Genomic DNA, 23,200 nt, shown 5'->3' on the forward strand with positions numbered 1-23,200 from the left:
AGAAACGCCGCTTGCTGCATCATCAGAACGCGGCGTAGATTGAAACTGCGGCGAGCCTGATCCTCCTAAGCCAATCAAACGCTCGTGTTCCAAATCATTCGATGACGGACAACGTGCCCTACCAGGGCAGCTCTCCGGCGATCCAAGATTTTCGCGCCGGCGTGCTGGACAGTTTCTATGACATGGTCGTTCAGAACAGCGAGATGATCGAAGACAACGAAGCCGTCGCGATTGCGATCGCTTCACCTGAGCGGAACAAGGAAATTCCTGACGTCCCGACCTTTAAGGAGCAGGGCTACGACATCGTGATTGAGAACTGGGTTGGCCTGTCCGGACCGGCGGGCATCGACCCGGCAACCGCCGAGACAATTCACGACACCGTCCTTGCTCTTTTTGGCAGTCCCGATGTCCAGGAACGGCTAAAGGAACTCGGGATAACGCATGCGGCGATGTCGACCGAGGACTACACAGCCTTCGTTGCGAACTCGATCGAGGTCTGGGCGCCCCTGATCGAATCGGCCGGAATCAAGGAGTAGACCGCTTTGATTTGGTCGCCATGCTCATCTTGTATGGCGACCAGTCTCCTGCGGTTTATGCCGCGCAAGCCGATGAGATTCATCTGAGACTTTGGCCCGGCATCAACTCCCTTAGTTGCCCCGTCTGACAAGTTCAGTGGACTATGCAAAGTGAACATCAAAGTGCTTTAACGCTTCAGAACTTTGAGGAAAATCAATGTCTGGCTATCTCACGACCCATGTTCTCGACACCGCGCGCGGCCGCCCGGCAGAGGGAATGAAGATCGAACTGTTCCAGATCGAGGGCGACCGGCGCACGTATCTCAAGACGCTCACGACAAACGGCGACGGCCGCACCGATGAACAGGTGATGCCGACAGAACGGTTTGCAAAAGGCGTCTATGAACTAGTCTTCCATGCCGGAGACTATCTGGACCTGGCTGGTGTTGCTCCCGAAAAGCCACGCTTCCTGGACGTCATCCCGCTTCGGTTCATCATGTCGGAAGCGATCCACTACCATGTACCGCTCCTGCTCTCGCCATTCAGCTACGCAACCTATCGCGGCAGCTGACCGCCCTACAGGTATCATGGACGGCGAAAAAGCCGCGCCCGAAAGTCGTAAACATAACCAGTCGCTAGAGTTGAAGCGGGTGAAAGGGTTCTGTCGCAAATTTCGTCCCAACCTGGCAGGTCGAACGCAGTTCTGGTAGCGCGTGCTGGGACTGACAGGAGTAGGTCGTGACGACCTCAGACACGGGTGGCAACTATTCTGTGGCAGAACCGAGGGCGAACTCGGCCAAGAATACCAAACTGCTGTACATTCCCGATCATCAGGTAATCAAGAACTGCGAAACAGAACCGAGCAATGTTCGCCTGTGTTTCATAAAATTGTAGCAATGAGAATCCTGTTAGAGCATTGGTAGTTAGTTCCAATGCAAAGTCGTATTCTGAGAGTGTGTTGGTTTCTTGGGACGCGCCAATTTTCCGGTATTTATTTCGCGTCTACGTCAATCGCCTCGCCCAGTGTTTTAAGCAATTCATTCAGGTTTTCGCGCTGCGTGGGTGATAACCCTCTCAAGAGCCGATGTTGTGTTTCAACGTGATCTGAAACGACATTTTCGATTTTTGAGAACCCGGCCTTGGTCAAACGTATCAAAAAACCCCGTTTATCTTCAGGATTTGGTACGCGCTCTACCAGACCTGCCTTGACGAGCTGGTCAATCCGGTTGGTCATTGTCCCGGACGTCACCATGGTCAGGTCAAGCAATTCCCCGGGCGACAAGCCTTCAGGCTTTCCGGATCTGCGCAGAGTCGCCAGTACATCAAAGCTGGCGAGGTTTAGCCCGTAAACCTTCCAGGTTTTGTCCATCTCTTTTCTGAGTTGAGCCACCAGGCGGGAGAGACGCCCAATCGTTTCCATCGGTCCGACATCAAGGTCGGGTCGGGCTTTGTTCCATTGCGAAATGATACGATCAATGTGGTCCATGGAAGCATATTGCGAAGATTTATCTTGACGTCAAGAGAATGAGTAATATCTTGACGTCAAGATAAATGGAGATTCCTCATGAAACATCGTGTCGACATCGCGCTCACTGCAATCGCGCCGCTGGTCTGGGGCAGCACGTACTACGTTACGACTGAATTCCTTCCGGCCGGGTACCCAGTCACTATGGCTGCCCTGCGGGCTTTGCCCGCTGGCCTGCTATTGCTTGTTCTTGCCCGGCAATTGCCGCAGGGTATCTGGTGGATACGCGCCTTCGTTCTCGGTGCGCTCAACTTCACCGCGTTCTGGACATTGCTATTTGTGGCGGCATACCGGCTGCCTGGCGGTGTAGCCGCAACTGTTGGGGCGGTTCAGCCTTTGATTGTCGTATTCTTGGCCGGGGTGCTGATTGGTACGACGGTCAAGGTGTCTGCGGTGGTCGCGGCACTGATCGGTATCTTTGGGGTCGGACTTCTTGTTCTTGGTTCGGGGATTTCACTTGATCCGATTGGAGTGATTGCGGGCATCGGGGGCGCAGCCTCCATGGGGGCGGGCACAGTTCTGACCCGGAAGTGGCAAGCCCCTGTGCCCCTTTTGACTTTGGCGGCCTGGCAACTCACGGCAGGGGGGCTGTTGCTGGTACCCTTGGCGCTTTTGTTTGAGCCTGCGTTTCCACCATTGAATACGCAAAACATCACCGGCATCGTCTATCTCACTCTGATCGGGGCTGCGCTGACATACATCTTATGGTTCCGGGGCGTTTCCCGGATCGAACCCGGCGCCGTTTCAGCCCTTGGTTTTCTCAGCCCGCTTTCCGCAGTCATTATTGGATGGATGCTTCTTGGTCAGGCTTTGACACCCACCCAGATCGCCGGAGCCGGGGTTGTGCTCACGGCAATCTGGCTTGGACAGCGTGCTGGGCAGATGGGCAATTCCGTACTTTCAAGAACTTCCAATTCACACCTCGTCTCAAAAGGAGAATGCTCATGAAACTTGTTGTATTTGGTGCCACTGGCGACGTCGGTTCTCGTGTCGTGACTGAGGCCATTTCGCGTGGCCATGAGGTTACTGCGGCAGTTCGAAATGAGGCGGGGCTCAAAAAACTACCCAAAGGTGCCAAGCCGGTTGTTGCAGATGTCGCAGACCCTGCGGCATTGGCCACTGCGATGGCTGGCCAGGATTTGGCCATAAGCGCTGTGCGTACACCGGCCGGGCGTGAAGGCGAAGTTGTTGCTTTGACCCGATCCATCCTGCATGTCGCATCTCTTGTCCGTCTTCGTGTAATTATTATTGGGGGTGCCGCTCGTCTGCATATGCCCGATGGCAGCCCGCACACTGTCTTATCAGATCCAGACTTTCTGCCTGAAAGCATAGTCCCAACCGCACGTGCATCCATGGCGCAGTGGGAACTCTGTTCATCGGATGCCTCAGCAAACTGGACCTATGCCAGCCCGTCCGCCTTATTGCAGCCCGGTGAACGCCTGGGCGTCTTCAGAACCGACACAGATAACCTGATTGTTGATGACGCCGGCAACTCAGAAATCTCCATGGAAGATTTTGCAGTGGCAATTGTAGATGAGGCTCAATCGCCCAAATATCCACGCGCCGCCTTTACCGTAGGTTATTGAACCCCCAACGACCTAGTCGTTTTGGCAAAGCGCCCCGTCTGCAGTTCGCAAGCGGGGTGTTTTCTCGAAAGCGGTCTTGTCACGCGACCTTACGAAAACGAACAGGCCGCACCACGGCATCGACGGTCGCTGACGTAAGGCAGCTATGAGCCGAATCAGCGGGGCGGTCCATGGCGGCTGGTGAAATACTGCAGGTGCACCAATGACCGAGAAAAGCCCTATCGCCACAGGGCAGGTTAATGTCTCACCCAGGATGGCCAGACCCGGCATCACACCGACACCGGCGCGCAGATACGCCTGGCTTGTGACGTCCATGGACCCTAGCGTGTGCACCAGTTTGAGATAGATCGGCAGGGCCACACCAGTGAACAAGGTCAAAAGAACGCATGTTGCCGCCAATGCCGTTACACTCGGCGTCAAGGTCCATGGACGGTCCGGCAGCAGCTTAGCGCCCATCACCAAAACGCTCCGTCGGATCGCATGTCTGACTAAGGAAGTGTGACCACCACTCTCACGAGTGGGTTTTTCCATCTTGATCTCTGATCAGAAACCATTCCCTGGGTCGCCGCAGCAAGCTGATGCTCAGATAATCAGCTTGGATCAAGGCAAACACATATTTTTGATTCACTTCTGCAACATTCTTGTGAATGCTTCATTCCCGTCTCTTTTCCGCCGGATTTGGTGCTGATAAGCAATGATTGAATATCGGGATGTTAAATAGTGCGAGTGGGCAGATGAGAGCCGGAGTTAACGGTCAGGTAGCCATTTCATGGGATCAAACTGAAATCGACGGACTCGAGGACGCGCCTCTGGCGTGTCTGGCCGTCGGCGCGGCTTGGTCATGGCGCGGACAGGCGATAGTGCTGAGCGCAGAAGCCGAGAACAGCGTCGAACAGATTGGATATGCGCGGGGCGCTGCAACCCGCATACAAAACCGCTTCCCGATTGTCCGGGAAGTTTCCGGCCACGTGACCGGTGCTTTGACACTTACCAATGGGTCGCAGCGGTTTTCAGCCAACCTTGTTGCCGACACCAATGATGCAGCACCAACCATCGTTTTCGATGGCGCATGCCCGCCACGGGATGAAGAATTCTGGATCGTCGACGTGACCGAGGTTGTGATGGTGCACAAGGCGGGTGTTGAAGGCGGCGGGAATGTCGTTGCATTTCCGGCCTGAACGCCACCTGCATTTTTCTTGATGAAAGCGGTGTGACGGCAACCGTCGCTATGCGCGCAGGGGCCTGTGCTGCCTGCGGCGAACATATCTTTGCAGATATTCGAAACTGCGTTGAATGCCGTGTTGACTCTGCCGGCTTTGCGGATATAAGCGCGGCTTCATTGGTGTTGGTGGCCCCCGCAAGGGGAAGCCTGTCATGAGGGAAATCTCAAGAGGACAACGCCCTTCATAGTTGCCCGTTTGGGCATCGACCTAAAGAAGGAGATCAGCCGTGACCAAACGCACGTCTGCCAAGTACAAAATCGACCGCCGGATGGGCGAAAACATCTGGGGTCGTCCGAAATCCCCGGTTAACCGTCGTGAATATGGCCCCGGCCAGCACGGCCAGCGCCGCAAAGGCAAACTATCGGACTTCGGTCTGCAGCTGCGTGCCAAGCAGAAGCTGAAAGGCTACTACGGCGACCTGACCGAAAAGCAGTTCCGCCGCATCTATGCCGAAGCCGAGCGTGTCAAAGGCGACACCGGTGAAAACCTGATCGGCCTGCTGGAGCGCCGTCTGGACGCCGTCGTCTATCGTGCCAAGTTTGTACCGACCGTCTTCGCTGCGCGTCAGTTCGTGAACCACGGCCACGTCAAAGTGAACGGCAAGCGGGTCAACATCCCCAGCTACCGTGTCAAAGAAGGCGACGTCATCGAAGTGCGTGACAAGTCCAAGCAGCTGGCTGTTGTTCTGGAAGCTGTTGCCTTGGCCGAGCGCGATGTTCCTGACTACATCGACGCCGACCACTCGAAAATGACCGCAACGTTCGTTCGCGCACCGGGCCTGAGCGATGTGCCGTACCCGGTCATGATGGAACCGAACCTGGTCGTCGAATTCTACGCGAAGAACTGATCTTCGCTTTCCGACCTGGAATTCAGAGCCGCACCTTTGGGTGCGGCTCTTTTCATTTTCAGCCCAGCAGAACGATATCTGACGCGCCTGCGCTGCGACGCAGCTCGTGAATGTCTTTTAGTTCCGGGTCGTTGATCCATCCCAGTGCAGCGTCCCGGTTGGGAAAGGAAAGCAGGGCTGCAACGTCAGGTAAGTCCGGTGTGCCGTCCAGCGCGGTTGTTTCAGCAGTCGCGTGTTCGACCTTTCCGCCATGGCGGGCCAGTGCAGGCCCTGCCTGCTCGCGATAAGCGGCCAGAGCGTCGGGATTCTTTACGGTAAGTTTTGCGTAGGCATAGATCATGGCTTTGCTCCTTGATGTGTGGGCAAAAGCTAGGGTGTGATCTGCTTTGCGAAAACGCGTGTATTTGCATCATTGGTATGCGAATTTGCATGTATGGATATTCATTGGGATGATTACCGGGCCGTACTCGCCGTGGTCCGCAGGCGTACCCTGTCCGCCGCGGCACAAGAGCTTGGCGTCAACTACACAACTGTCGCGCGCCGTATAGCCCGCGCCGAAGCGGCGACAGGCGAAGTGCTGTTCGAAAGGCTAACCGACGGGTATCGGCCGACAGAAGCAGCGCATCTTGTCGCTGCATATGCTGCCCGGATGGAAAGCGCAGAACATGCGATGCTGCGTGGTTTGTCAGGGCGGGATGCCCGGTTGGAAGGGCAACTGACCTTAACTGCGCCGCAACTCTTAATTGCCCATGTGCTGGCCCCGGCGCTGGGTGATTTTGCTCAAAGGCACCCTGCTGTGTCTTTGCAGGTGCGTGCAGCAAACGAGATTCTGGATCTTAATCGGCGCGAAGCCGACATAGCGATCCGGATCAGCCGCAACCCCGGCGATACGTTGAAAGGTCTGCGCCTGACGCAACAGCACAGCGCTTGTTTTGCCACGCCTGAATGGGCCGCGCGAATGCAGCAAGATCCGAACGCGCCCGTGGATTGGTTGCTTTATGAGAAGCAGCCGAACCTGCCGGACGGCGTCGACAATATCTATCCGAACTCGCGCATACATATGCGTTTTGATGACATGGTCGCGATGGCGGGTGCCGCACAATCAGGGTTGGGCGTTGTGCGTATGCCGGTGTTTCTGGGCCGCTCACTTCGGGGCTTGGTGCAGGTTCCGGTCCTTTCACCGCAACCCTACGCAGATATCTGGATCGTGGCGCACCCGGATGTTTGGCCTTCGGCGAAACTGGTCGCGTTCCGCGATATCGCGGTGCCCTTTTTTAAACAAAAACGCCCGCTGTTTACGGCGTGATCAAATCGGCAAAGGTCGTCCTTCGGCGATTGCTTCCATCGCGAAATACGACGTGACGCTGTCCAGCTCGACCTTTTCGATCAGCCGTTGATACACCTTGTCGTAAGACGCCATATCCTGTGTAACGACTTTCAGCTGATAATCATAATCACCGCCGATACGATGAAAATCCACGACCTCGGGGATCGTCAGAACGTGGCTGCGAAAGGCCTGTAGCCACTCGGTCGAATGATGCCGCGTGCGCAGCATGACAAAGACCACAAGGCTCAGCCCCAATTTCTCGCGTGCGATGCGGGCGGTTGAACCGATCAGGACACCATCTTCGTTCAAAGCCTTCAGACGTCGCCAGCAGGCGTTCTGGGAAAGCCCTACACGATCCGCCAATTCCCGTTGCGACAGGGTGGCGTCCTTTTGCAGCTCTTTCAGAACGCGTGTGTCAATTTGATCTATTTTAGATGACATAACTAATCATATGACACAAAGTATTTAAAATCTACGCAATTATAGGTGAAGTTTTCGCGCGAATAATAAATCACATTACTCGGGCAGTTAGGAGCCAATGCAATGTCCCTGTCCAAGTTTCGTGCGGAACTCTGTTCCACCGCTCACAATTCAAACCTGCGCGATGGGCTGATCGGAGAGAATGTTCTGATCCCGGGTCTGCATGGGGACGTGCCGCTTGTCTATGCGGATTACGTCGCTTCGGGTCGCGCCTTGCGGCAGGTCGAAGACTTTGTGGCGCAACATGTGTTGCCGTTTTACGCGAACAGCCACACCGAGGCCTCTTACTGCGGATCTTACATGACACATCTGCGCCGCGAGGCGCGGGCGGAAATAGCCCGCATTGTAGGTGCCCAGGAAGAGGATGCGGTGATCTTCACCGGGTCTGGTGCCACTGCGGGGCTCAACCGGTTGGTCAGCCTGCTCGGGGTGGCAGAGGCCGACCAACCGGTTGTCTTGATTGGTCCTTACGAGCATCACTCGAACATCCTGCCGTGGCGGGAAAGCAAGGCACTTGTGGTTGAAATCCCCGAAGCCGAAGGTGGCGGTGTTGACCTGGGGGCGCTGGAAACCGCGCTGTTGACCCATGCAGGCGCAGATCTTCTGATCGGTTCCTTTTCGGCGGCGTCCAATGTAACCGGAATTGTCACTGACCCTGATCCGGTGACGCGGTTGCTCAAGGCGCATGGTGCCGTGGCGATTTGGGATTACGCCGGAGGCGGGCCTTACCTGCCGATGGATATGGGGCCGGCGGACGCGCGCAAGGATGCGATCGTCGTTTCCCCGCACAAGTTCCCGGGCGGTCCGGGCGCGTCGGGTGTTCTGATCGTAAACCGGGCTGCAGTCAAACGGAACTGCCCCAGCTGGCCGGGCGGCGGCACCGTCAGTTTCGTGTCACCGTGGCGGCATGACTACAGTGCGGACCTGTCTGCGCGGGAAGAGGCGGGAACGCCCAACGTGATCGGTGATATCCGCGCGGCGCTTGCCTTTATCGTCAAGGATGTCGTCGGCACGGAAGAAATCGCAAGACGCGAGGCGCAGTACAACCAGATGGCGCTGGACGGGTGGAAGGATAACCCGCACCTGACATTGCTTGGGGTCAATAATTCGCATCGCCTGCCGATCTTCTCTTTCCTTGTGCGCGACAACGCGGGACAGCCTGTGCATCAGCAGCTGTTTACCCGGATGCTCAGCGACGTCTACGGCATTCAGGCACGTGGCGGATGTGCCTGCGCAGGGCCTTATGCCCACCGCCTGCTGGGGATTGACCGCGCCGCGTCCGAGGCTCTGCACGCGGCCTTGTCTGCGGGCGAAGAGATGAAGAAACCCGGCTGGGTACGCCTGAATTTCTCGTACCTGATGAGCGAGGAAACGGTTCAATTCATCATCGACAGTGTCAATGACCTGTCCCGCCGTACCGAGGAATTCGTGCCGTATTACAACGCCGACCCGGCGACTGCGCGCTTCAAGGCCGCATGATGGAATTGCCGCTTTTCTCAATCCGTTGAGACAGGTATGAGGGGCCCAATCAACGGAGCCTCTCATGACCAAGATCACCCCGCAACCCGGCATTATGGACATCGCGCTTTATCAGGGCGGCCAGTCGCATGTGGCGGGTGTTGAGCATGTGATCAAGCTGAGCTCGAACGAGAACCCGTTCGGCCCCAGCCCCAAGGCGATTGAGGCGGTGCGCGACAGCGCGGCAAATTTGCATCGGTACCCCAACACCGACCACGCCAGTTTGCGCTCGGCCATCGGCGCACGTCACGGGCTGGACCCTGCGCAGATCATCTGCGGTGTCGGCAGCGACGAGGTGCTGCAATTCATCGCTCAGGCCTATGCAGGGCCGGGGGATGAGGTGATCTATACCGAGCACGGGTTCTCCATGTACCCGATCATTGCCCGCATGGCAGGTGCCACGCCGGTCATGGTGGCCGAGCGCGACCGCAAAGTTGATGTGGATGCCATTCTGGCCGCCGTAACCAGCCAGACGCGGATCGTGTTTGTCACCAACCCCGGTAACCCGACCTCGACCATGATCTCGAACGACGAACTGGACCGTCTGGCGCAGCGTCTGCCTGATACCTGCCTGATGGTTCTGGACGGCGCCTATGCCGAATTCGTCGGCGATTTCGATGGTGGCGCGTCTTTGGTGGATGCGTATGAGAACGTGATCATGACCCGCACATTCTCGAAAGTGTACGGGCTGGGCGGGATGCGGGTCGGCTGGGGGTATGCGCACCAATCGATTATCGATGTACTGAACCGGGTGCGTCAGCCCTTCAACCTGTCTTTGACAGCTCTGGCCGCAGCCGAAGCAGCGATCAGCGACGTCGAATTCCTGACGTTCTGCCAATCCGAAAATGCGCGCCTTCGGGTGTGGCTGGCCGAGGAGCTGGACAAGATCGGCGTGCCCTCGGACCCGTCCTGCACCAATTTCATCCTCGCGCGTTTTGCCGACAGGACCGAGGCCGAGGCCTGTGACGACTATCTGAAGACGCAGGGTTTGATTGTCCGCCGGGTTGCAGGCTACAACCTGCCGAATGCCCTGCGGATCACCGTGGGCGATGAGGAAGCCTGCCGCCGCGTTGTTTCGGCGATTACAGCATTCAAAGAGGGTGCAGCATGAGCCAGATTTACGACCGGGTTGCGCTGATCGGGCTTGGCCTGATTGCCTCCTCCATGTTCTGGGCGATCAAGCGTGGGGGCCTGGCCGGGGAAGTGACCGGCTATGCCCGGTCCGAGGCGACACGTGACACGGCGCGCAGAATCGGGCTGTGCGACCGCGTCTGTGACACGGCGCGCGAAGCGGTCGAAGGTGCGGATCTTGTCGTTCTTTGCGTGCCCGTGGGGGCAATGGGGGCCGTCGCAGAAGACATCGCGCCCGTGCTCAAGCCCGGCGCGACCCTGTCGGACGTGGGGTCGGTCAAGCGGCATGTCATTCAGGCGGTTCAGCCGCATATCCCCGAAGGTGTGCATTTCATTCCCGCGCATCCTTTGGCTGGGACAGAGCATTCCGGTCCGGAATCGGGTTTTGCCAAATTGTTCGACAATCGCTGGTGCCTGCTGGTGCCTGTCGAAGGGACCGACCCGGATGCAATCGCCCGCCTTCGGGCGTTGTGGGAAGGTATGGGGTCCCATGTGGATGAGATGGACGCCGATCATCACGATCTGGTTCTGGCCGTCACGTCCCATGCGCCGCACCTGATCGCCTACACGATGGTTGGCGTGGCCGACGATCTGCGCCGGGTGACCGATAGCGAAGTGATCAAATACTCGGCCGCGGGTTTCCGGGACTTCACTCGCATCGCCGCATCCGACCCGACCATGTGGCGTGATGTGTTCCTGTCCAACAAAGACGCGACGCTGGAAATCCTGGGCCGGTTCACGGAAGAGCTGTTTGCGCTGCAACGTGCCATCCGGACCGGGGACGGGGAACATTTGTTTGACTACTTCACCCATACCCGTGCTATTCGTCGCGGCATCATCGACGCGGGGCAGGACACCGACGCACCGGATTTCGGGCGGGGAAAGGCAGGTTCATGAGGTCATACCGGGGGCAATTTCTGATCGGGATCATGGCGTTGTGCGCCATGGCCACACGGGCAGCACCTCTGGAACGATCTCTGGTTCCTCCTGCACGTCCGATTCTGGACCAGCACAACGTACAGGTTGTGTCCGCCGTTGCCCCGGTGTCCGTCGCGGCCATAACCGATCTGCGCCCCATCTCACGTCCGGTTTCACCGCAGGTCACTGCCGCCCTGGCGCGACCTTCGGATTTGCCACTGCTGGGGCCCGACACCTCGCTGATGCCTAACATGAGACCTGAATCGCTTGAACAGCAGGTGCTTTTCAAAAAACGCAAGCTGCGCAAAGGGTCCGTTTGCGGAGATATCGCAATTCAGGGCAAGCCCGTCGGCAGGGTCGGCAGCGAGAATTCAGCCTGTGGCGTAAAAGATGCAGTGCAGATCACCTCTGTTTCCGGTGTGGCACTCAGCCGCCCGTCGACAATGGATTGCGGCACCGCCGTTGCGCTGAACAAATGGGTCGATAAGACAGTCAAACCCACCTTCAAACGTCGCGGCCCGGTGGTCGAATTGCAGGTGGCGGCTCATTATGCCTGCCGAACCCGCAACAACCGCAAAGGCGCGCGGATTTCCGAGCACGGCAAAGGGCGCGCGATCGATATTTCGGCCTTCAAAATGGCCGATGGTGAGGTGGTGACCGTCCTCGCAGGATGGCGCAAGAACCCGTCAAAGAAGCAATTGCAGAAGATCTGGCGCGGCGCGTGTGGCCCGTTCGGCACCGTTTTGGGGCCGAACTCGGACAGCTACCATCGCGATCATTTCCATCTGGATACGGCACGCTACCGCAGCGGAGCGTATTGCCGTTAACGCAAGATCAGCCGCGGGGCAGGGCCCAGCGGAACCGGCCCCAGAGCGACAAAACCGTCCCGGAAGTTTAGCCGAAGGTCCAGTGCGTTGGGGTTGCCGCCCAGCCCTGCCAGAAAATTCAGTGCGCGGGTGACAGGATCAACCGCCTGATCGGGCAGAGCGCCTGCCGCGTTTGCCATGTCGATCATATCACGCCAGTTCTCGGCTTTGACGGCGATCTCACCACTGGGAACACCCTGCGCGTCTACATCCAGTTTCCCAGCCGCAAACAAACGCAACCCACCCCATTTGATCTCGGCCAGTCGCAGGTCGATGGCCACGGGCTGTGGTCTGCTGTCCTCCAGCGCCGACCTGTCCCAGACTTTGCTGAACGTGGTGACCATGTCCAGTTCCAGCGTTTCGAAGGACTGCGGCAGCGAAGCCGCCGAATTCATAAGGGCCCGCAACCGGTCGCCGGGTGTGAACCCATCCGCGCGGGCGGTAATGGCATAGGCTTCGGGCAGGGATGTTTGCGCCATGATCAGGCTCAGGGTGTCCCCGGCGGCCAGTGCAGTGGTGTTCTCGGTCACCGACCACGCCCCTGCCGTCAGCGCCAGTTTCTCAAGCACAAGCGAAACGCCGGGCTGCAACTGTAGTTCTGCAATCAATTCATCGGCGACAATCGTTGAGGTTTGATCGTAGTAAGACAGTCGTTGCGGCGTCTCGGCAAACCGCAGCACCTGCCGGCCGGGCCAGATCGCGGGGCTTTCGAATTCGATCCAGTCCGCACGCCAGGCTGTGCCATTCACCGGATCTGCAAGGGCAGGGTTGTTCAGACGAGTCACGTGATGGGTCGGATACCCTGCCGTTGCCACGTCCGAGAAATCAGCCAGCCAGCCGCGCGCCTGTTGTTGATCAAACCAGCCAGTGATTGCCGCGCGCAGACCATATCCGGCGACAAACCAATAGGCGCTCCAAAGGATGCCGATAAAAATGATCACTCGTATGACACGGCGCATGAGCTTTGGCCCTTTTTCCTGCCTCGGAATTGATGTTTATAGGCCCAAACGGGCAAGGACCAGTGCAATGACGATGTGGGTTTTCGGTTATGGATCGCTGCTGTGGAATCCGGGCTTTCCGGTCGCGCGCAGCGAACGCGCGACACTGCATGGCTATGCCCGGTCCTTCTGCATGAGCTCGATCCACCACCGGGGAACCGAGGAAGAACCGGGGCTGGTGCTGGCGCTGGACGAACAGGCAAACGCGACCTGCACCGGTTTGGCCCTTGCGGTTGAAACCGGTCACGAAGACCGCACCCTGCACGAACTGCGCGAGCGCGAGCTGATCTCGTCGGCCTATGTCGAACGTATGCTGGATGTGCATCTGGAAAATGGCGACATTGTCAACGCCGTGACCTATGTGATCGATGCCGACCATGTGCAGTATTGCGGCGGGATGCCGTTGGAGGATCAGGCCCGGATCATCGCCCATGCGGTTGGCGGGCGCGGCCCGAATGACGAATACCTGTACAATACCGCCGAACATCTGGCCGAGATCGGCCTGCGCGACGCCGATCTTGAGTGGTTGGCGCAACGGGTGCGCAGTATTACCGCATAAACTCTTGGCGTCACCAGTGGAATTTCGCTAGTTTCGACGCAGAGCAGGCAAATACCGGGAACCACGCGCATGGCGCAGGCACATCAGGGCGCGAGACCCCATTTCTCGCATCCAACACGGCAGATTCTGTTGATGTTGATGGCGATCGGCCTGTCCGGGCTGGGTGTGTTTCTGGCGCTGCCCTATGTGTTACCGGTTTTCTTCGCCAACCCGTACCTGAACGGCTTCATCCTGATGGTTTTTCTGATCGGCGTTCTTGCCTGTTTCTATCAGGTGACGCAACTGATCGGATCCGTACGCTGGATCGAGGCCTTTGTTGGCGGTGTAGTGCGCGAAGACGCCCGCACGCCGCAATTGCTTGCACCTTTGGCCTCGTTGCTGCGCGAACGGGGCGCGCGGTCGCAGATCAGTTCGACCTCGACCCGCTCCATTCTGGATTCCGTGGCCGAACGGGTCGAGGAAGAGCGGGAGATCACCCGCTATATCACCAATGTGCTGATCTATCTGGGTCTTTTGGGTACGTTCTTCGGTCTGGCAACAACCGTACCTGCCATCGTCGATACGATCCGCAGCCTTAATCCGCAGGAGGGCGAAGAAGGGCTGGCCGTTTTCAACCGCCTGATGACCGGGCTCGAAGCGCAGTTGCAGGGGATGGGCGTTGCGTTCGGATCGTCTCTGCTGGGTCTTGCGGGGTCGCTGATCGTCGGTCTGCTCGAAGTTTTCGCAGGGCATGGCCAGAACCGTTTCTATCGCGAGCTCGAAGAATGGCTGTCTTCGATCACCCGTGTAGGTTTCGCGGGTGGAGAAGAAGGCGGTGCCGAAATTGCCGTGCTCACGCCGGTGCTGGACGCCATGTCCGAACAGATGGACGCATTGCAGGATCTGTTTTCAGCGCAGGAAAGCGACCGGGCCGAGGTTTCCGCCAAGCTGGGTTTGCTAGTCGATGTGATCGGTGAGATGAACAACCGTCAGGCCAATACCGAAAGTGTCACAGCGGTGTTGGAACGCGTGGCGCTGGGTCAGGAAGCCCTGCTGGATCACATGCGCGATCACGGTGCGGGTGAAGGTATCGACGCCGAAAGCCGGATGCGCCTGCGCTCGATGGATGTGCAGCTGCTGCGTATCCTCGAAGAGATATCGGCGGGTCGGCAGGAAAGCATGAACGAGTTCCGCAAGGATATTGAACTGCTGGTCAAGGCGCTGACCCTGCCGCGCGGTGCGGTGCGTACCACGCCGGAAGGAGAATAACCCATGGCGCTGTCCCGCCGCACCGGTCAACGGTTCCAGGGCTCGGTCTGGCCCGGTTTCGTCGACGCGATGACGGGGCTGTTGATGGTGCTGACCTTTGTGCTGACCATCTTCATGGTGATCCAGTTTGTGCTGCGCGAAACCATCTCGGGTCAGGAAGACGAACTGACCACATTGGCCGACGAAATCGCAGCTCTGGCGGGCGCGCTGGGGCTGGAAGAACGCGAAAACAGCCGGTTGCAGGCGCGACTTGGGGCGTTGAACACCACCCTGTCGCGGGCTGAAGACGATCTCGCGCAAGCCCAGTCACTGATCGCGTCACTGACCACCGAGCGCGACCGTCAGGCTGCCGCATTGGATCAGGCACAGACCCGGATCACCAACTTCGAAGCGCAAGTTGCCGCCCTGCTGGCCGAACAGGAACGGGCACTGGGTGATATTGCAGCGCTTGAATCGCAGCGCGCGAAACTGCTGACCGAGCAGGAGGCGTTGAACCTGGCGCTTGCCCAAAGCCGCGAGGAAATCGACGCACAGACCGAAGCCGCCCGTTTGGCCGCTGCCCGTCGGGAAGCACTGGAAGCACTGGTGGCGGATCTGGAGCAAGGCAGCGCCGACCGGGACGCCCAGATCACCAACCTTGAACAGCAGCTCAGCGATGAAGAGGCCGCCCGTCTGGCCGAAGCCGCCGCCGCCGAAGCATTGCGTAACCGCCTTCAGGATGCCGATGCCGAACTGACGGCCATGACACTCGCACTCGAAGCGCAGCGCAAAGAGGCTGAAGACACACTCACCCTGCTGGCGGCAGCACAGGCGGCGCGTGCCGCGTTGGAGCGTCAGTTTGGCGACGTGAACCCCGATGAACTGCGGGCCCAGCTTGAATCCGCTTTGCAGGCGCAGACACAAGCGCAGGCGGATGCCGATGCGCAACGCTCTCTGGCCGAGCAGCGGCAGGCCTTATTGGACCTCGCCAATGCGACGCTTTCGGATGAAAAAGAAATCTCTGCCGAGGCGCAGAGAGAGGCCGCCCTGCTGAACCAGCAGATCGCCGCCCTGCGCGGGCAATTGGGCTCTTTGCAGGCTTTGCTTGATGATTTCGAAGAACGCAACGCCGCCGCCGAGGTGCAGATTCAGACCTTAGGGCAGGACCTGAACGCCGCACTGGCCCGTGCCGCATCCGAAGAACGCAGGCGCCGTCTGCTGGAAGAAGCGGAGCGCCTGCGTCTTGAGGCCGAGGCCAAGGCTCTGGCCGGGCAGAACCAGGAACTGGCGGCACAGGCCGAGGACCTGCAACGCTATCGCTCGGAATTCTTTGGTCGTTTGCGGGACGTCCTTGGCGGTCAGGAAGGGGTGCGCATCGAAGGCGACCGGTTCGTGTTCTCGTCCGAGGTTCTGTTTCCGACCGGGTCCGCCGTGCTGTCCGCAGAAGGGCAGCAGGAAGTCGCCAAGGTGGCCAGCATCCTGCGCAGTGTCGCTGCTGAAATCCCGCCCGGTCTGAACTGGGTGATCCGGGTCGACGGCCACACCGACAACGTTCCTCTGGCCGGGTCGGGCAGGTATCGCGACAACTGGGAGCTCAGCCAGGGTCGCGCGCTGTCGGTTGTGCGCTATATGGTTGACGCGCTGGGCATTCCGCCCAACCGCCTTGCAGCCAACGGGTTTGGTGAATTCCAGCCCGTCAATCCGGCTGACACGCCCGAGGCACGCGCGCAAAACCGCCGGATCGAGTTGAAGCTGACCGAAAGGTAAGGCCACTGGCCCTTAGCAGTCACGAAAACAAACAGCCGATCCGCAACCGGTTAGTGGCGATCCCGGCCACAGTGACCCGAACCGTTGGAAAATCAAGGCGGTGCATGTCCGCCAGACGTTTCACACGCGGCCTAACCGAGATGCCAACGCGACGCCGGGTAGGCGGGTGGGCCTTGCCAGCGCTGGGCGAAACCAAAAAAACCCGCCTTGGTAGGCGGGTTTTCTGTTAAATGCGGCGGGCGATCAGTCCGCCGTCAGAAGCGGAGGCTTGTCACCCGAAATGCGCGGTTGATCCGGGCCAAGGATCTCAAGATCCAGATCACCTTTCTTGACCGAGACACGGACCACACCGCCTTTTGCCAGCTTGCCAAACAACAATTCTTCGGCCAGCGGTTTCTTGATGTATTCCTGAATGACGCGACCCAGCGGGCGCGCACCCATCTTGTCGTCATACCCTTTATCCGCCAGCCATTCGGCGGCTTTGGGTGTCAGATCAATGGTCACACCACGATCCAGCAACTGCGCTTCCAGTTGCAGGACGAATTTCTCGACCACCTGCAAAATGACCTCTTTCGGCAGCGGCGCGAACGAGATCACGGCATCCAGACGGTTGCGGAATTCCGGCGTGAACATGCGTTCAATCGCGGCGGTGTCTTCGCCCTCGCGACGGTCACGACCGAACCCGATCGCGGCCTTGGCCTGCTCTTGCGCCCCCGCGTTCGAGGTCATGATCAGCACCACGTTGCGGAAGTTCACTGTACGGCCGTTATGGTCGGTCAGTTCCCCATGGTCCATCACCTGCAACAGGATGTTGAACACGTCCGGGTGCGCCTTTTCAATCTCGTCCAGCAGCAACACACAATGTGGATGCTGGTCGACACCGTCGGTCAGCAGGCCGCCCTGATCGAACCCGACATAGCCCGGAGGCGCGCCGATCAGACGGCTGACCGCGTGTTTCTCCATGTATTCCGACATGTCGAAACGCAGCAGTTCAACGCCCAGCGTGTCCGCCAGCTGTTTCGCCACCTCGGTCTTGCCCACGCCGGTCGGGCCGGCAAACAGATAGTTGCCGATGGGCTTTTCGGGTTCCCGCAGGCCGGCGCGGGCCAGTTTGATTGCGCTGGCCAGCGCCTCGATCGCCAGATTCTGACCAAACACCACCCGTTTCAGCGAGGCTTCGAGGTCTTTCAGCACCTCGGCATCGTCCTTGGTGACGTTCTTGGGCGGGATGCGGGCGATCTTGGCAACCACGGCCTCAATCTCTTTGACACCAATGGTTTTGCGCCGTTTGCTTTCCGCCACCAGATGCTGCGCCGCGCCAGCCTCGTCAATCACGTCGATGGCCTTGTCGGGCAGCTTGCGGTCGTTGATGTAACGTGCCGACAGCTCGACCGCCGTTTTGATCGCATCAGCGGTATACTTGATGTCGTGATGTTTTTCGAAATAGGGTTTCAGACCGCGCAGAATCTTGACGCTGTCTTCAACCGAAGGTTCGTTCACATCGATCTTCTGGAACCGGCGCGACAGAGCGCGGTCCTTCTCGAAATGCTGGCGAAACTCTTTGTAGGTGGTCGAGCCCATGGTGCGCAGCTTGCCGCCCTGCAACGCAGGCTTCAGCAGGTTCGAGGCATCCATTGCCCCGCCCGAGGTTGCACCGGCACCGATCACGGTGTGAATTTCGTCGATGAACAGCACCGCGTCGGGGTGCTCTTCCAGCTCGGTTACAACCGCTTTCAGGCGTTCCTCGAAATCGCCGCGATAACGGGTCCCGGCCAGCAGCGCACCCATGTCCAGCGAGTAGATGGTGGTGTTTGCCAAGACATCTGGGGCTTCTCCGGCGACGATCTTGTGCGCCAGACCTTCGGCAATGGCGGTTTTGCCCACGCCCGGGTCGCCCACCAGCAGCGGGTTGTTCTTGCGGCGGCGGCAAAGCACCTGGATACAGCGTTCCACCTCATCCGCGCGCCCGATCAGAGGATCGACATCACCCGCACGCGATTTCGCGTTCAGGTCAATGCAGTATTTCCCAAGCGCACTTTCCTTTTGCTCCGTGTCGCCGGAACCTGATTGAGCTTCTTCTTCCACCTGATCCGCTCCGGACACCGACCGGCTTTCGCCATACGCAGGGTCTTTGGCCACGCCATGGGCGATGAAATTGACCGCGTCATACCGGGTCATGTCCTGTTCCTGCAGGAAATAGGCGGCATTGCTTTCGCGTTCAGCGAATATCGCGACCAGCACATTGGCACCGGTCACTTCGGTCCGGCCCGAGCTTTGTACATGGATCGCGGCGCGTTGAATAACGCGCTGGAACGCTGCCGTTGGTACGGCTTCGGACCCGTCAATATCCGTGACCAGATTCGATAGGTCCTCGTCGATGAACTCAACCAGAGTGCTGCGCAACTCGTCCAGATCAACGCTGCACGCTTTCATGACGCGTACCGCATCGGGTTCTTCCAGAAGCGCCAGCAGCAAATGCTCCAGCGTTGCAAATTCGTGTCGCCGTTCATTCGCAGCCGCAAGGGCCGCGTGGATGGCTTGTTCCAGTGTGCTCGAGAATGAAGGCACGCGGGTGCTCCTCTGTCTTGGGTCAGAAGGGGGCGGGCTTTCGGCCGGAACCCCATCCCAACCATGTCCTCATACTATTAGAGTTTGGTTGATCGTGGCCCGGCTTCAAGGGTTTTCTTTCACTTGACAGTCACATTTGTTGTGACCGTGGCCGTGAAGAGGGGCAAATAAGCATCAGAACCTGTCTTTTCTACCCCGGATTTCGGCGAAAACCGCCGCAGGATCGGCGTTTACCATACCAAGATGGGCCTGAATCGCCGGATCCGTGGCCCTCAGGAACGGGTTGGTGGCTTTTTCAAGCGCCAAAACCGACGGAACAGTGGCTTCGCCAGCGGCGCGGGCGCGGTCGATATCGGCAATTCGCTGTTTCAGCGCAGCGTTCTCGGGATCGACGGTAATGGCGAATTTCGCGTTGGATTGTGTATATTCATGCCCCGAACAGACAAGGGTGTCGTCCGGCAAAGCGGCCAGCTTGCTCAGCGACGCCCACATCTGCGCCGGGCTGCCTTCGAACAGACGCCCACACCCGAGGGCCATCAGGCTGTCAGCGGTAAAGACGACCGCGCTTTGCGGAAGATAAAACGCGACATGACCAACCGTGTGCCCCGAAACGTCCAGCACCTCGACCAGTTCGCCACCCACCTCAAAGCTGTCGCCTTCGGCAACCTGCTGGTCCAGTGGGGGCAGGCGGTGCGCGTCGGCGGCCGCACCGATGACCTTTGCGGGGTGATGGGTCAGAATTTCGGGCAGCCCTTCAACGTGATCCCAGTGATGATGGGTCAGCAGCACATGTGACAAGCTCCATCCCCGATCTTCCAGTGCTGCAAGAATCGGCGCGGCTTCGGGCGCATCGATCAGCGCAGTCTGGCCATTGCCGCTGTCATGGGCCAGAAAGGCGTAATTGTCGCTGAGGCACGGGATTGTAACGATTTCAAGAGGCATGGCCTTTTGCCCTTTCATTGCTAGACTGCGCCCAGCTAAGCCGATTGACCGGATGTCCGCAATGCATCTTGATGTGCAGGATCTGAGGAACTTCTACTACCGCAGCACCCTTGGGCGCGCGGCACAGGCAGCTATTCGCGGGCGGCTGACCGAGCTCTGGCCCGAAGCCAAAGGTCAGACCGTTGCCGGTTTTGGCTTTGCCGTGCCGCTATTGCGCCCTTATCTGGCCGGTGCGCGCCGGGTCATCGGGCTGATGCCCGGCCCGCAGGGCGTGATGCCCTGGCCTGCGGGGATGCCCAATGTCTCGGTGCTGACAGAAGAAACCCGGTGGCCCATTGAAACCGGTCACGTGGACAAGCTGGTGGTGATGCACGGGCTGGAAACGTCCGAGCGGCCAAACCAGCTGCTGGAGGAATGCTGGCGTGTTCTGGGCCCTGGTGGCAGGGCCGTGTTCATTGTTCCGAACCGGGCGGGTCTGTGGTCACGTACGGACAAAACGCCATTTGGCTTTGGTCGTCCCTATTCCGCCACTCAGCTGGAAAATCAGCTCAGGTCGCATTACTTCCTGCCCGAGGCGCATTGCTCGGCTCTTTACATGCCGCCGTCCTTCCGGCGGTTCTGGTTGAAATCGGGCAGTCTGATCGAAAAAACCGGACAGCGCATTCCAACTGTCATGGCGGGCGGGGTGTTGATGGTTGAGGTCACAAAGAACATTCATCCGCCTCGGGGCAATGTCACCAAAGATGCCATAAGGAAGCCGATCAAGGCGCTTGACGGTTTGCTAAAGCCTGCATGACAACTGCGTGCATCCCAAAGTGACAAATTCGCGAGAAAAAAGTCACAGGAATCGCAAAAACCTGCATATTCGTAACATTTTTCAACCGGGTTGACGGGTCCAAACGGTCGCACTTGGTGTAAGTGTATGAAAATTAACATTTTGTGGATAAATCTGTTACCGCTATAGCGTATTGCTTGGTTGGTTCACCTCTGCTACATCCCCGGTGATTTTGATCCCCGACCGTCTGGCCGGGGTTTCCTCACGCCCCAAGGTAGCGGCCGCTACCCAAAATCGGGGCCTCAAATATCGGAAGGGTGGACGTGTCCGAACCAGCTTCGATTTCCACAGGCATCGCCGAGCGCTATGCCACCGCGATCTTCGAGATCGCAAAAGAGAATAATGACCTTGCGGGTCTGGAATCCGGCATCAATGATCTGGCAGCAGCACTGGGCGACAGTGCCGACCTGCGTGACCTGATCGCATCGCCTTTGATTTCGCGGGCCGAGCAAGAAGGAGCAATTGCCGCTGTTGCTGACAAGATGGGGCTGAACGCCATCCTGCGCAACACGCTGGCTCTGATGGCGCAGAAACGCCGCCTGTTTGTTGTGCCGCAACTGGTGCAGGTGCTGCGTGACATGCTGGCAGATGAGCGTGGCGAAGTGACCGCCGATGTCGCCTCGGCCAAGGCGCTGACCAAGACACAACTGGAAAAACTGTCCAAGACGCTGTCCGAGCGTGTGGGCAAGACCGTAACTATCAATGCGACCGTGGATGAAAGCCTCATCGGCGGTCTTGTCGTCAAAGTGGGCTCGAAAATGATCGACAGTTCGATCCGTTCGAAGCTGAACTCCCTACAGAATGCAATGAAAGAGGTCGGATAAATGGGAATCCAAGCTGCAGAGATTTCTGCAATCCTGAAGGACCAGATCAAGAATTTTGGTCAGGAAGCCGAAGTGGCCGAGATCGGTCGCGTGCTGAGCGTCGGTGACGGGATTGCCCGTGTATATGGCCTGGACAACGTTCAAGCCGGTGAGATGGTCGAATTCCCCGGCGGCATCATGGGTATGGCGCTGAACCTGGAAAGCGACAACGTCGGTGTCGTTATTTTCGGTTCTGACCGTGACATCAAAGAAGGTGACACTGTCAAGCGCACCAACTCGATCGTGGACGTTCCGATCGGTGACGAGCTGCTGGGCCGTGTTGTTGACGGTCTGGGCAACCCGCTGGATGGCAAAGGTCCGATCAATGCCACCAAGCGTGGCGTTGCAGACGTCAAGGCACCTGGCATCATCCCGCGTAAATCGGTGCACGAACCGATGGCAACCGGCCTGAAATCGGTTGACGCGATGATCCCGATTGGCCGTGGCCAGCGCGAGCTGATCATTGGTGACCGACAGACCGGTAAAACCGCTGTGGCTCTGGACACCATCCTGAACCAGAAGGTCTATAACGAAGCAGCAGGCGACGACGAGTCGAAGAAACTGTACTGCGTTTACGTTGCGATCGGTCAGAAACGTTCGACCGTTGCCCAGCTGGTGAAGAAACTGGAAGAATCCGGTGCGATTGAGTATTCGATCGTTGTCGCCGCAACCGCGTCCGACCCGGCACCGATGCAGTTCCTGGCACCCTATGCCGCAACCGCGATGGCGGAATACTTCCGTGACAATGGCCGCCACGCGCTGATCATCTATGATGACCTGTCGAAACAGGCCGTGTCCTACCGTCAGATGTCGCTGCTGCTGCGCCGCCCGCCGGGCCGCGAAGCCTATCCGGGTGACGTTTTCTACCTCCACTCCCGCCTGCTGGAACGTTCGGCGAAGCTGAACGAAGACTTCGGCGCAGGTTCGCTGACCGCTCTGCCGGTTATCGAAACCCAGGGTGGTGACGTTTCGGCCTTTATTCCGACCAACGTGATCTCGATCACCGACGGTCAGATCTTCCTGGAAACCGAACTGTTCTATCAGGGCATCCGTCCTGCTGTGAACACCGGTCTGTCGGTTTCGCGTGTGGGCTCGTCGGCTCAGACCGACGCGATGAAATCGGTTGCCGGTCCGGTCAAGCTGGAACTGGCTCAGTATCGCGAAATGGCGGCCTTTGCACAGTTTGGTTCCGACCTCGACGCCGCAACCCAGCAGCTGCTGAACCGCGGTGCGCGCCTGACCGAGCTGATGAAGCAGCCGCAGTACTCGCCGCTGACCAACGCGGAAATCGTCTGCGTCATCTTCGCGGGCACCAACGGTTACCTCGATAAGATCGACGTGTCGGATGTTGGCCGCTACGAGGCTGGCCTGCTGGCGCATCTGCGCGGCAAGCACGCTGACCTGCTGAAGTGGATCACCGACGAAGATCCGAAGATCAAAGGCGACGCGTCCGACAAACTCAAAGCAGCGATCGACGAATACGCCGCGACCTTCGCTTGATAGGA

At 58.6% G+C, this 23,200-nt stretch carries 24 protein-coding genes; 17 read left to right on the forward strand and 7 right to left on the reverse strand.

Annotated features, from left to right (window positions below; all coding sequences use genetic code 11):
- Positions 1-101 precede the first annotated feature (101 nt).
- Both ACR0DY_RS09555 and uraH read left to right on the forward strand, forming a co-directional pair.
- Positions 102-536, forward strand: coding sequence for a Bug family tripartite tricarboxylate transporter substrate binding protein (locus tag ACR0DY_RS09555; protein ID WP_480898164.1), 435 nt, complete (start codon positions 102-104; stop codon positions 534-536).
- Positions 537-732: 196 nt separating this feature from the next.
- The gene (uraH, locus tag ACR0DY_RS09560; protein ID WP_480487523.1) at positions 733-1,086 is read left to right on the forward strand and encodes a hydroxyisourate hydrolase; all 354 of its coding nucleotides are present in this window, start codon (positions 733-735) and stop codon (positions 1,084-1,086) included.
- Between the two features lie 420 nt (positions 1,087-1,506).
- Here uraH and ACR0DY_RS09565 read toward each other — a convergent pair whose 3' ends face one another.
- Complete coding sequence (locus ACR0DY_RS09565; protein WP_480482318.1) at positions 1,507-2,001, reverse strand: MarR family winged helix-turn-helix transcriptional regulator; 495 nt, start codon at positions 1,999-2,001, stop codon at positions 1,507-1,509.
- A gap of 78 nt (positions 2,002-2,079) precedes the next feature.
- On the opposite strand from ACR0DY_RS09565, the gene ACR0DY_RS09570 reads away from it, so the two are divergent.
- Positions 2,080-2,988: an EamA family transporter gene (locus tag ACR0DY_RS09570; protein ID WP_480482316.1), complete on the forward strand. Its 909-nt coding sequence runs from the start codon at positions 2,080-2,082 to the stop codon at positions 2,986-2,988.
- On the forward strand, positions 2,985-3,626 hold the full coding sequence (locus ACR0DY_RS09575; RefSeq protein ID WP_480546154.1) for an NAD(P)-dependent oxidoreductase: 642 nt from the start codon (positions 2,985-2,987) through the stop codon (positions 3,624-3,626). Before ACR0DY_RS09570 ends, ACR0DY_RS09575 begins: the two co-directional genes overlap by 4 nt.
- A 12-nt stretch (positions 3,627-3,638) precedes the next feature.
- On the opposite strand, the gene ACR0DY_RS09580 is transcribed toward ACR0DY_RS09575, so the two are convergent.
- Positions 3,639-4,082: a hypothetical protein gene (locus ACR0DY_RS09580; RefSeq protein ID WP_480546153.1), complete on the reverse strand. Its 444-nt coding sequence runs from the start codon at positions 4,080-4,082 to the stop codon at positions 3,639-3,641.
- 278 nt (positions 4,083-4,360) lie between these two features.
- On the opposite strand from ACR0DY_RS09580, the gene ACR0DY_RS09585 reads away from it, so the two are divergent.
- Together ACR0DY_RS09585 and rpsD are read left to right on the forward strand one after the other, a co-directional pair.
- Complete coding sequence (locus ACR0DY_RS09585; RefSeq protein ID WP_267367456.1) at positions 4,361-4,804, forward strand: hypothetical protein; 444 nt, start codon at positions 4,361-4,363, stop codon at positions 4,802-4,804.
- A 271-nt stretch (positions 4,805-5,075) separates the two neighbouring features.
- Entirely contained in the window at positions 5,076-5,696 is a 621-nt protein-coding gene (gene rpsD / locus ACR0DY_RS09590) for a 30S ribosomal protein S4 (protein WP_170374584.1), read from the forward strand.
- A 58-nt stretch (positions 5,697-5,754) separates the two neighbouring features.
- On the opposite strand, the gene ACR0DY_RS09595 is transcribed toward rpsD, so the two are convergent.
- On the reverse strand, positions 5,755-6,036 hold the full coding sequence (locus ACR0DY_RS09595) for a DUF1330 domain-containing protein (protein WP_480546152.1): 282 nt from the start codon (positions 6,034-6,036) through the stop codon (positions 5,755-5,757).
- Positions 6,037-6,129: 93 nt separating this feature from the next.
- Here ACR0DY_RS09595 and ACR0DY_RS09600 point away from each other — a divergent pair, with 93 nt between their 5' ends.
- Positions 6,130-7,002: a LysR family transcriptional regulator gene (locus ACR0DY_RS09600; protein ID WP_480546151.1), complete on the forward strand. Its 873-nt coding sequence runs from the start codon at positions 6,130-6,132 to the stop codon at positions 7,000-7,002.
- Here the strand turns inward: ACR0DY_RS09600 and ACR0DY_RS09605 are convergent, their stop codons facing one another.
- Positions 7,003-7,464, reverse strand: a complete 462-nt coding sequence (locus ACR0DY_RS09605; protein WP_480482304.1) for an Lrp/AsnC family transcriptional regulator — start codon at positions 7,462-7,464, stop codon at positions 7,003-7,005.
- A gap of 102 nt (positions 7,465-7,566) precedes the next feature.
- On the opposite strand from ACR0DY_RS09605, the gene ACR0DY_RS09610 reads away from it, so the two are divergent.
- The 4 genes from ACR0DY_RS09610 (at position 7,567) to ACR0DY_RS09625 (ending at position 11,897) form a co-directional block, all read left to right on the forward strand.
- Entirely contained in the window at positions 7,567-8,982 is a 1,416-nt protein-coding gene (locus ACR0DY_RS09610; RefSeq protein WP_480546150.1) for an aminotransferase class V-fold PLP-dependent enzyme, read from the forward strand.
- Between the two features lie 64 nt (positions 8,983-9,046).
- The gene (gene hisC, locus ACR0DY_RS09615; protein ID WP_480546149.1) at positions 9,047-10,132 is read left to right on the forward strand and encodes a histidinol-phosphate transaminase; all 1,086 of its coding nucleotides are present in this window, start codon (positions 9,047-9,049) and stop codon (positions 10,130-10,132) included.
- Positions 10,129-11,049: a prephenate/arogenate dehydrogenase family protein gene (locus tag ACR0DY_RS09620; protein ID WP_267365625.1), complete on the forward strand. Its 921-nt coding sequence runs from the start codon at positions 10,129-10,131 to the stop codon at positions 11,047-11,049. Before hisC ends, ACR0DY_RS09620 begins: the two co-directional genes overlap by 4 nt.
- Positions 11,046-11,897: an extensin-like domain-containing protein gene (locus ACR0DY_RS09625; protein WP_480898170.1), complete on the forward strand. Its 852-nt coding sequence runs from the start codon at positions 11,046-11,048 to the stop codon at positions 11,895-11,897. Before ACR0DY_RS09620 ends, ACR0DY_RS09625 begins: the two co-directional genes overlap by 4 nt.
- Here ACR0DY_RS09625 and ACR0DY_RS09630 read toward each other — a convergent pair.
- On the reverse strand, positions 11,894-12,895 hold the full coding sequence (locus ACR0DY_RS09630) for a DUF2125 domain-containing protein (protein ID WP_480898172.1): 1,002 nt from the start codon (positions 12,893-12,895) through the stop codon (positions 11,894-11,896). The genes ACR0DY_RS09625 and ACR0DY_RS09630 overlap by 4 nt on opposite strands.
- Before the next feature lie 67 nt (positions 12,896-12,962).
- Here ACR0DY_RS09630 and ACR0DY_RS09635 point away from each other — a divergent pair, with 67 nt between their 5' ends.
- From ACR0DY_RS09635 to ACR0DY_RS09645, 3 genes are all read left to right on the forward strand, one after another.
- Positions 12,963-13,493, forward strand: coding sequence for a gamma-glutamylcyclotransferase (locus tag ACR0DY_RS09635; RefSeq protein WP_480487542.1), 531 nt, complete (start codon positions 12,963-12,965; stop codon positions 13,491-13,493).
- Positions 13,494-13,562: 69 nt separating this feature from the next.
- Complete coding sequence (locus ACR0DY_RS09640) at positions 13,563-14,741, forward strand: biopolymer transporter ExbB (RefSeq protein ID WP_480898175.1); 1,179 nt, start codon at positions 13,563-13,565, stop codon at positions 14,739-14,741.
- 3 nt (positions 14,742-14,744) lie between these two features.
- Entirely contained in the window at positions 14,745-16,487 is a 1,743-nt protein-coding gene (locus tag ACR0DY_RS09645; RefSeq protein ID WP_480898178.1) for a peptidoglycan -binding protein, read from the forward strand.
- 243 nt (positions 16,488-16,730) lie between these two features.
- Here the strand turns inward: ACR0DY_RS09645 and clpA are convergent, their stop codons facing one another.
- Positions 16,731-19,055, reverse strand: coding sequence for an ATP-dependent Clp protease ATP-binding subunit ClpA (gene clpA / locus ACR0DY_RS09650; protein WP_267363009.1), 2,325 nt, complete (start codon positions 19,053-19,055; stop codon positions 16,731-16,733).
- Between the two features lie 174 nt (positions 19,056-19,229).
- Positions 19,230-19,997, reverse strand: coding sequence for a hydroxyacylglutathione hydrolase (gloB, locus tag ACR0DY_RS09655; protein WP_480482287.1), 768 nt, complete (start codon positions 19,995-19,997; stop codon positions 19,230-19,232).
- A gap of 61 nt (positions 19,998-20,058) precedes the next feature.
- Between gloB and ACR0DY_RS09660 the strand changes: the two genes are divergently transcribed.
- The 3 genes from ACR0DY_RS09660 (at position 20,059) to atpA (ending at position 23,195) form a co-directional block, all read left to right on the forward strand.
- The gene (locus tag ACR0DY_RS09660; protein ID WP_480482285.1) at positions 20,059-20,793 is read left to right on the forward strand and encodes a class I SAM-dependent methyltransferase; all 735 of its coding nucleotides are present in this window, start codon (positions 20,059-20,061) and stop codon (positions 20,791-20,793) included.
- A 302-nt stretch (positions 20,794-21,095) separates the two neighbouring features.
- The gene (locus tag ACR0DY_RS09665; RefSeq protein WP_209598051.1) at positions 21,096-21,656 is read left to right on the forward strand and encodes a F0F1 ATP synthase subunit delta; all 561 of its coding nucleotides are present in this window, start codon (positions 21,096-21,098) and stop codon (positions 21,654-21,656) included.
- The gene (gene atpA, locus ACR0DY_RS09670) at positions 21,657-23,195 is read left to right on the forward strand and encodes a F0F1 ATP synthase subunit alpha (protein ID WP_209504804.1); all 1,539 of its coding nucleotides are present in this window, start codon (positions 21,657-21,659) and stop codon (positions 23,193-23,195) included. It abuts the gene before it with no gap.
- Positions 23,196-23,200 lie beyond the last annotated feature (5 nt).

This window comes from Ruegeria sp. O6 (assembly GCF_056535045.1).

What these genes read in the sequence shown, in the direction of transcription:
- ACR0DY_RS09640 (WP_480898175.1), top strand. Translation starts at nt 13,563, where the DNA reads ATGGCGCAGGCACATCAGGGCGCGAGACCCCATTTCTCGCATCCAACA.
- ACR0DY_RS09585 (WP_267367456.1), top strand. Translation starts at nt 4,361, where the DNA reads ATGAGAGCCGGAGTTAACGGTCAGGTAGCCATTTCATGGGATCAAACT.
- ACR0DY_RS09620 (WP_267365625.1), top strand. Translation starts at nt 10,129, where the DNA reads ATGAGCCAGATTTACGACCGGGTTGCGCTGATCGGGCTTGGCCTGATT.
- hisC (WP_480546149.1), top strand. Translation starts at nt 9,047, where the DNA reads ATGACCAAGATCACCCCGCAACCCGGCATTATGGACATCGCGCTTTAT.
- ACR0DY_RS09605 (WP_480482304.1), bottom strand. Translation starts at nt 7,464, where the DNA reads ATGTCATCTAAAATAGATCAAATTGACACACGCGTTCTGAAAGAGCTG.
- ACR0DY_RS09625 (WP_480898170.1), top strand. Translation starts at nt 11,046, where the DNA reads ATGAGGTCATACCGGGGGCAATTTCTGATCGGGATCATGGCGTTGTGC.
- ACR0DY_RS09600 (WP_480546151.1), top strand. Translation starts at nt 6,130, where the DNA reads ATGGATATTCATTGGGATGATTACCGGGCCGTACTCGCCGTGGTCCGC.
- ACR0DY_RS09595 (WP_480546152.1), bottom strand. Translation starts at nt 6,036, where the DNA reads ATGATCTATGCCTACGCAAAACTTACCGTAAAGAATCCCGACGCTCTG.
- gloB (WP_480482287.1), bottom strand. Translation starts at nt 19,997, where the DNA reads ATGCCTCTTGAAATCGTTACAATCCCGTGCCTCAGCGACAATTACGCC.
- ACR0DY_RS09565 (WP_480482318.1), bottom strand. Translation starts at nt 2,001, where the DNA reads ATGGACCACATTGATCGTATCATTTCGCAATGGAACAAAGCCCGACCC.
- ACR0DY_RS09660 (WP_480482285.1), top strand. Translation starts at nt 20,059, where the DNA reads ATGCATCTTGATGTGCAGGATCTGAGGAACTTCTACTACCGCAGCACC.
- ACR0DY_RS09555 (WP_480898164.1), top strand. Translation starts at nt 102, where the DNA reads ATGACGGACAACGTGCCCTACCAGGGCAGCTCTCCGGCGATCCAAGAT.
- ACR0DY_RS09575 (WP_480546154.1), top strand. Translation starts at nt 2,985, where the DNA reads ATGAAACTTGTTGTATTTGGTGCCACTGGCGACGTCGGTTCTCGTGTC.
- ACR0DY_RS09645 (WP_480898178.1), top strand. Translation starts at nt 14,745, where the DNA reads ATGGCGCTGTCCCGCCGCACCGGTCAACGGTTCCAGGGCTCGGTCTGG.
- uraH (WP_480487523.1), top strand. Translation starts at nt 733, where the DNA reads ATGTCTGGCTATCTCACGACCCATGTTCTCGACACCGCGCGCGGCCGC.
- ACR0DY_RS09610 (WP_480546150.1), top strand. Translation starts at nt 7,567, where the DNA reads ATGTCCCTGTCCAAGTTTCGTGCGGAACTCTGTTCCACCGCTCACAAT.
- ACR0DY_RS09635 (WP_480487542.1), top strand. Translation starts at nt 12,963, where the DNA reads ATGACGATGTGGGTTTTCGGTTATGGATCGCTGCTGTGGAATCCGGGC.
- ACR0DY_RS09630 (WP_480898172.1), bottom strand. Translation starts at nt 12,895, where the DNA reads ATGCGCCGTGTCATACGAGTGATCATTTTTATCGGCATCCTTTGGAGC.
- ACR0DY_RS09570 (WP_480482316.1), top strand. Translation starts at nt 2,080, where the DNA reads ATGAAACATCGTGTCGACATCGCGCTCACTGCAATCGCGCCGCTGGTC.
- atpA (WP_209504804.1), top strand. Translation starts at nt 21,657, where the DNA reads ATGGGAATCCAAGCTGCAGAGATTTCTGCAATCCTGAAGGACCAGATC.
- ACR0DY_RS09580 (WP_480546153.1), bottom strand. Translation starts at nt 4,082, where the DNA reads ATGGGCGCTAAGCTGCTGCCGGACCGTCCATGGACCTTGACGCCGAGT.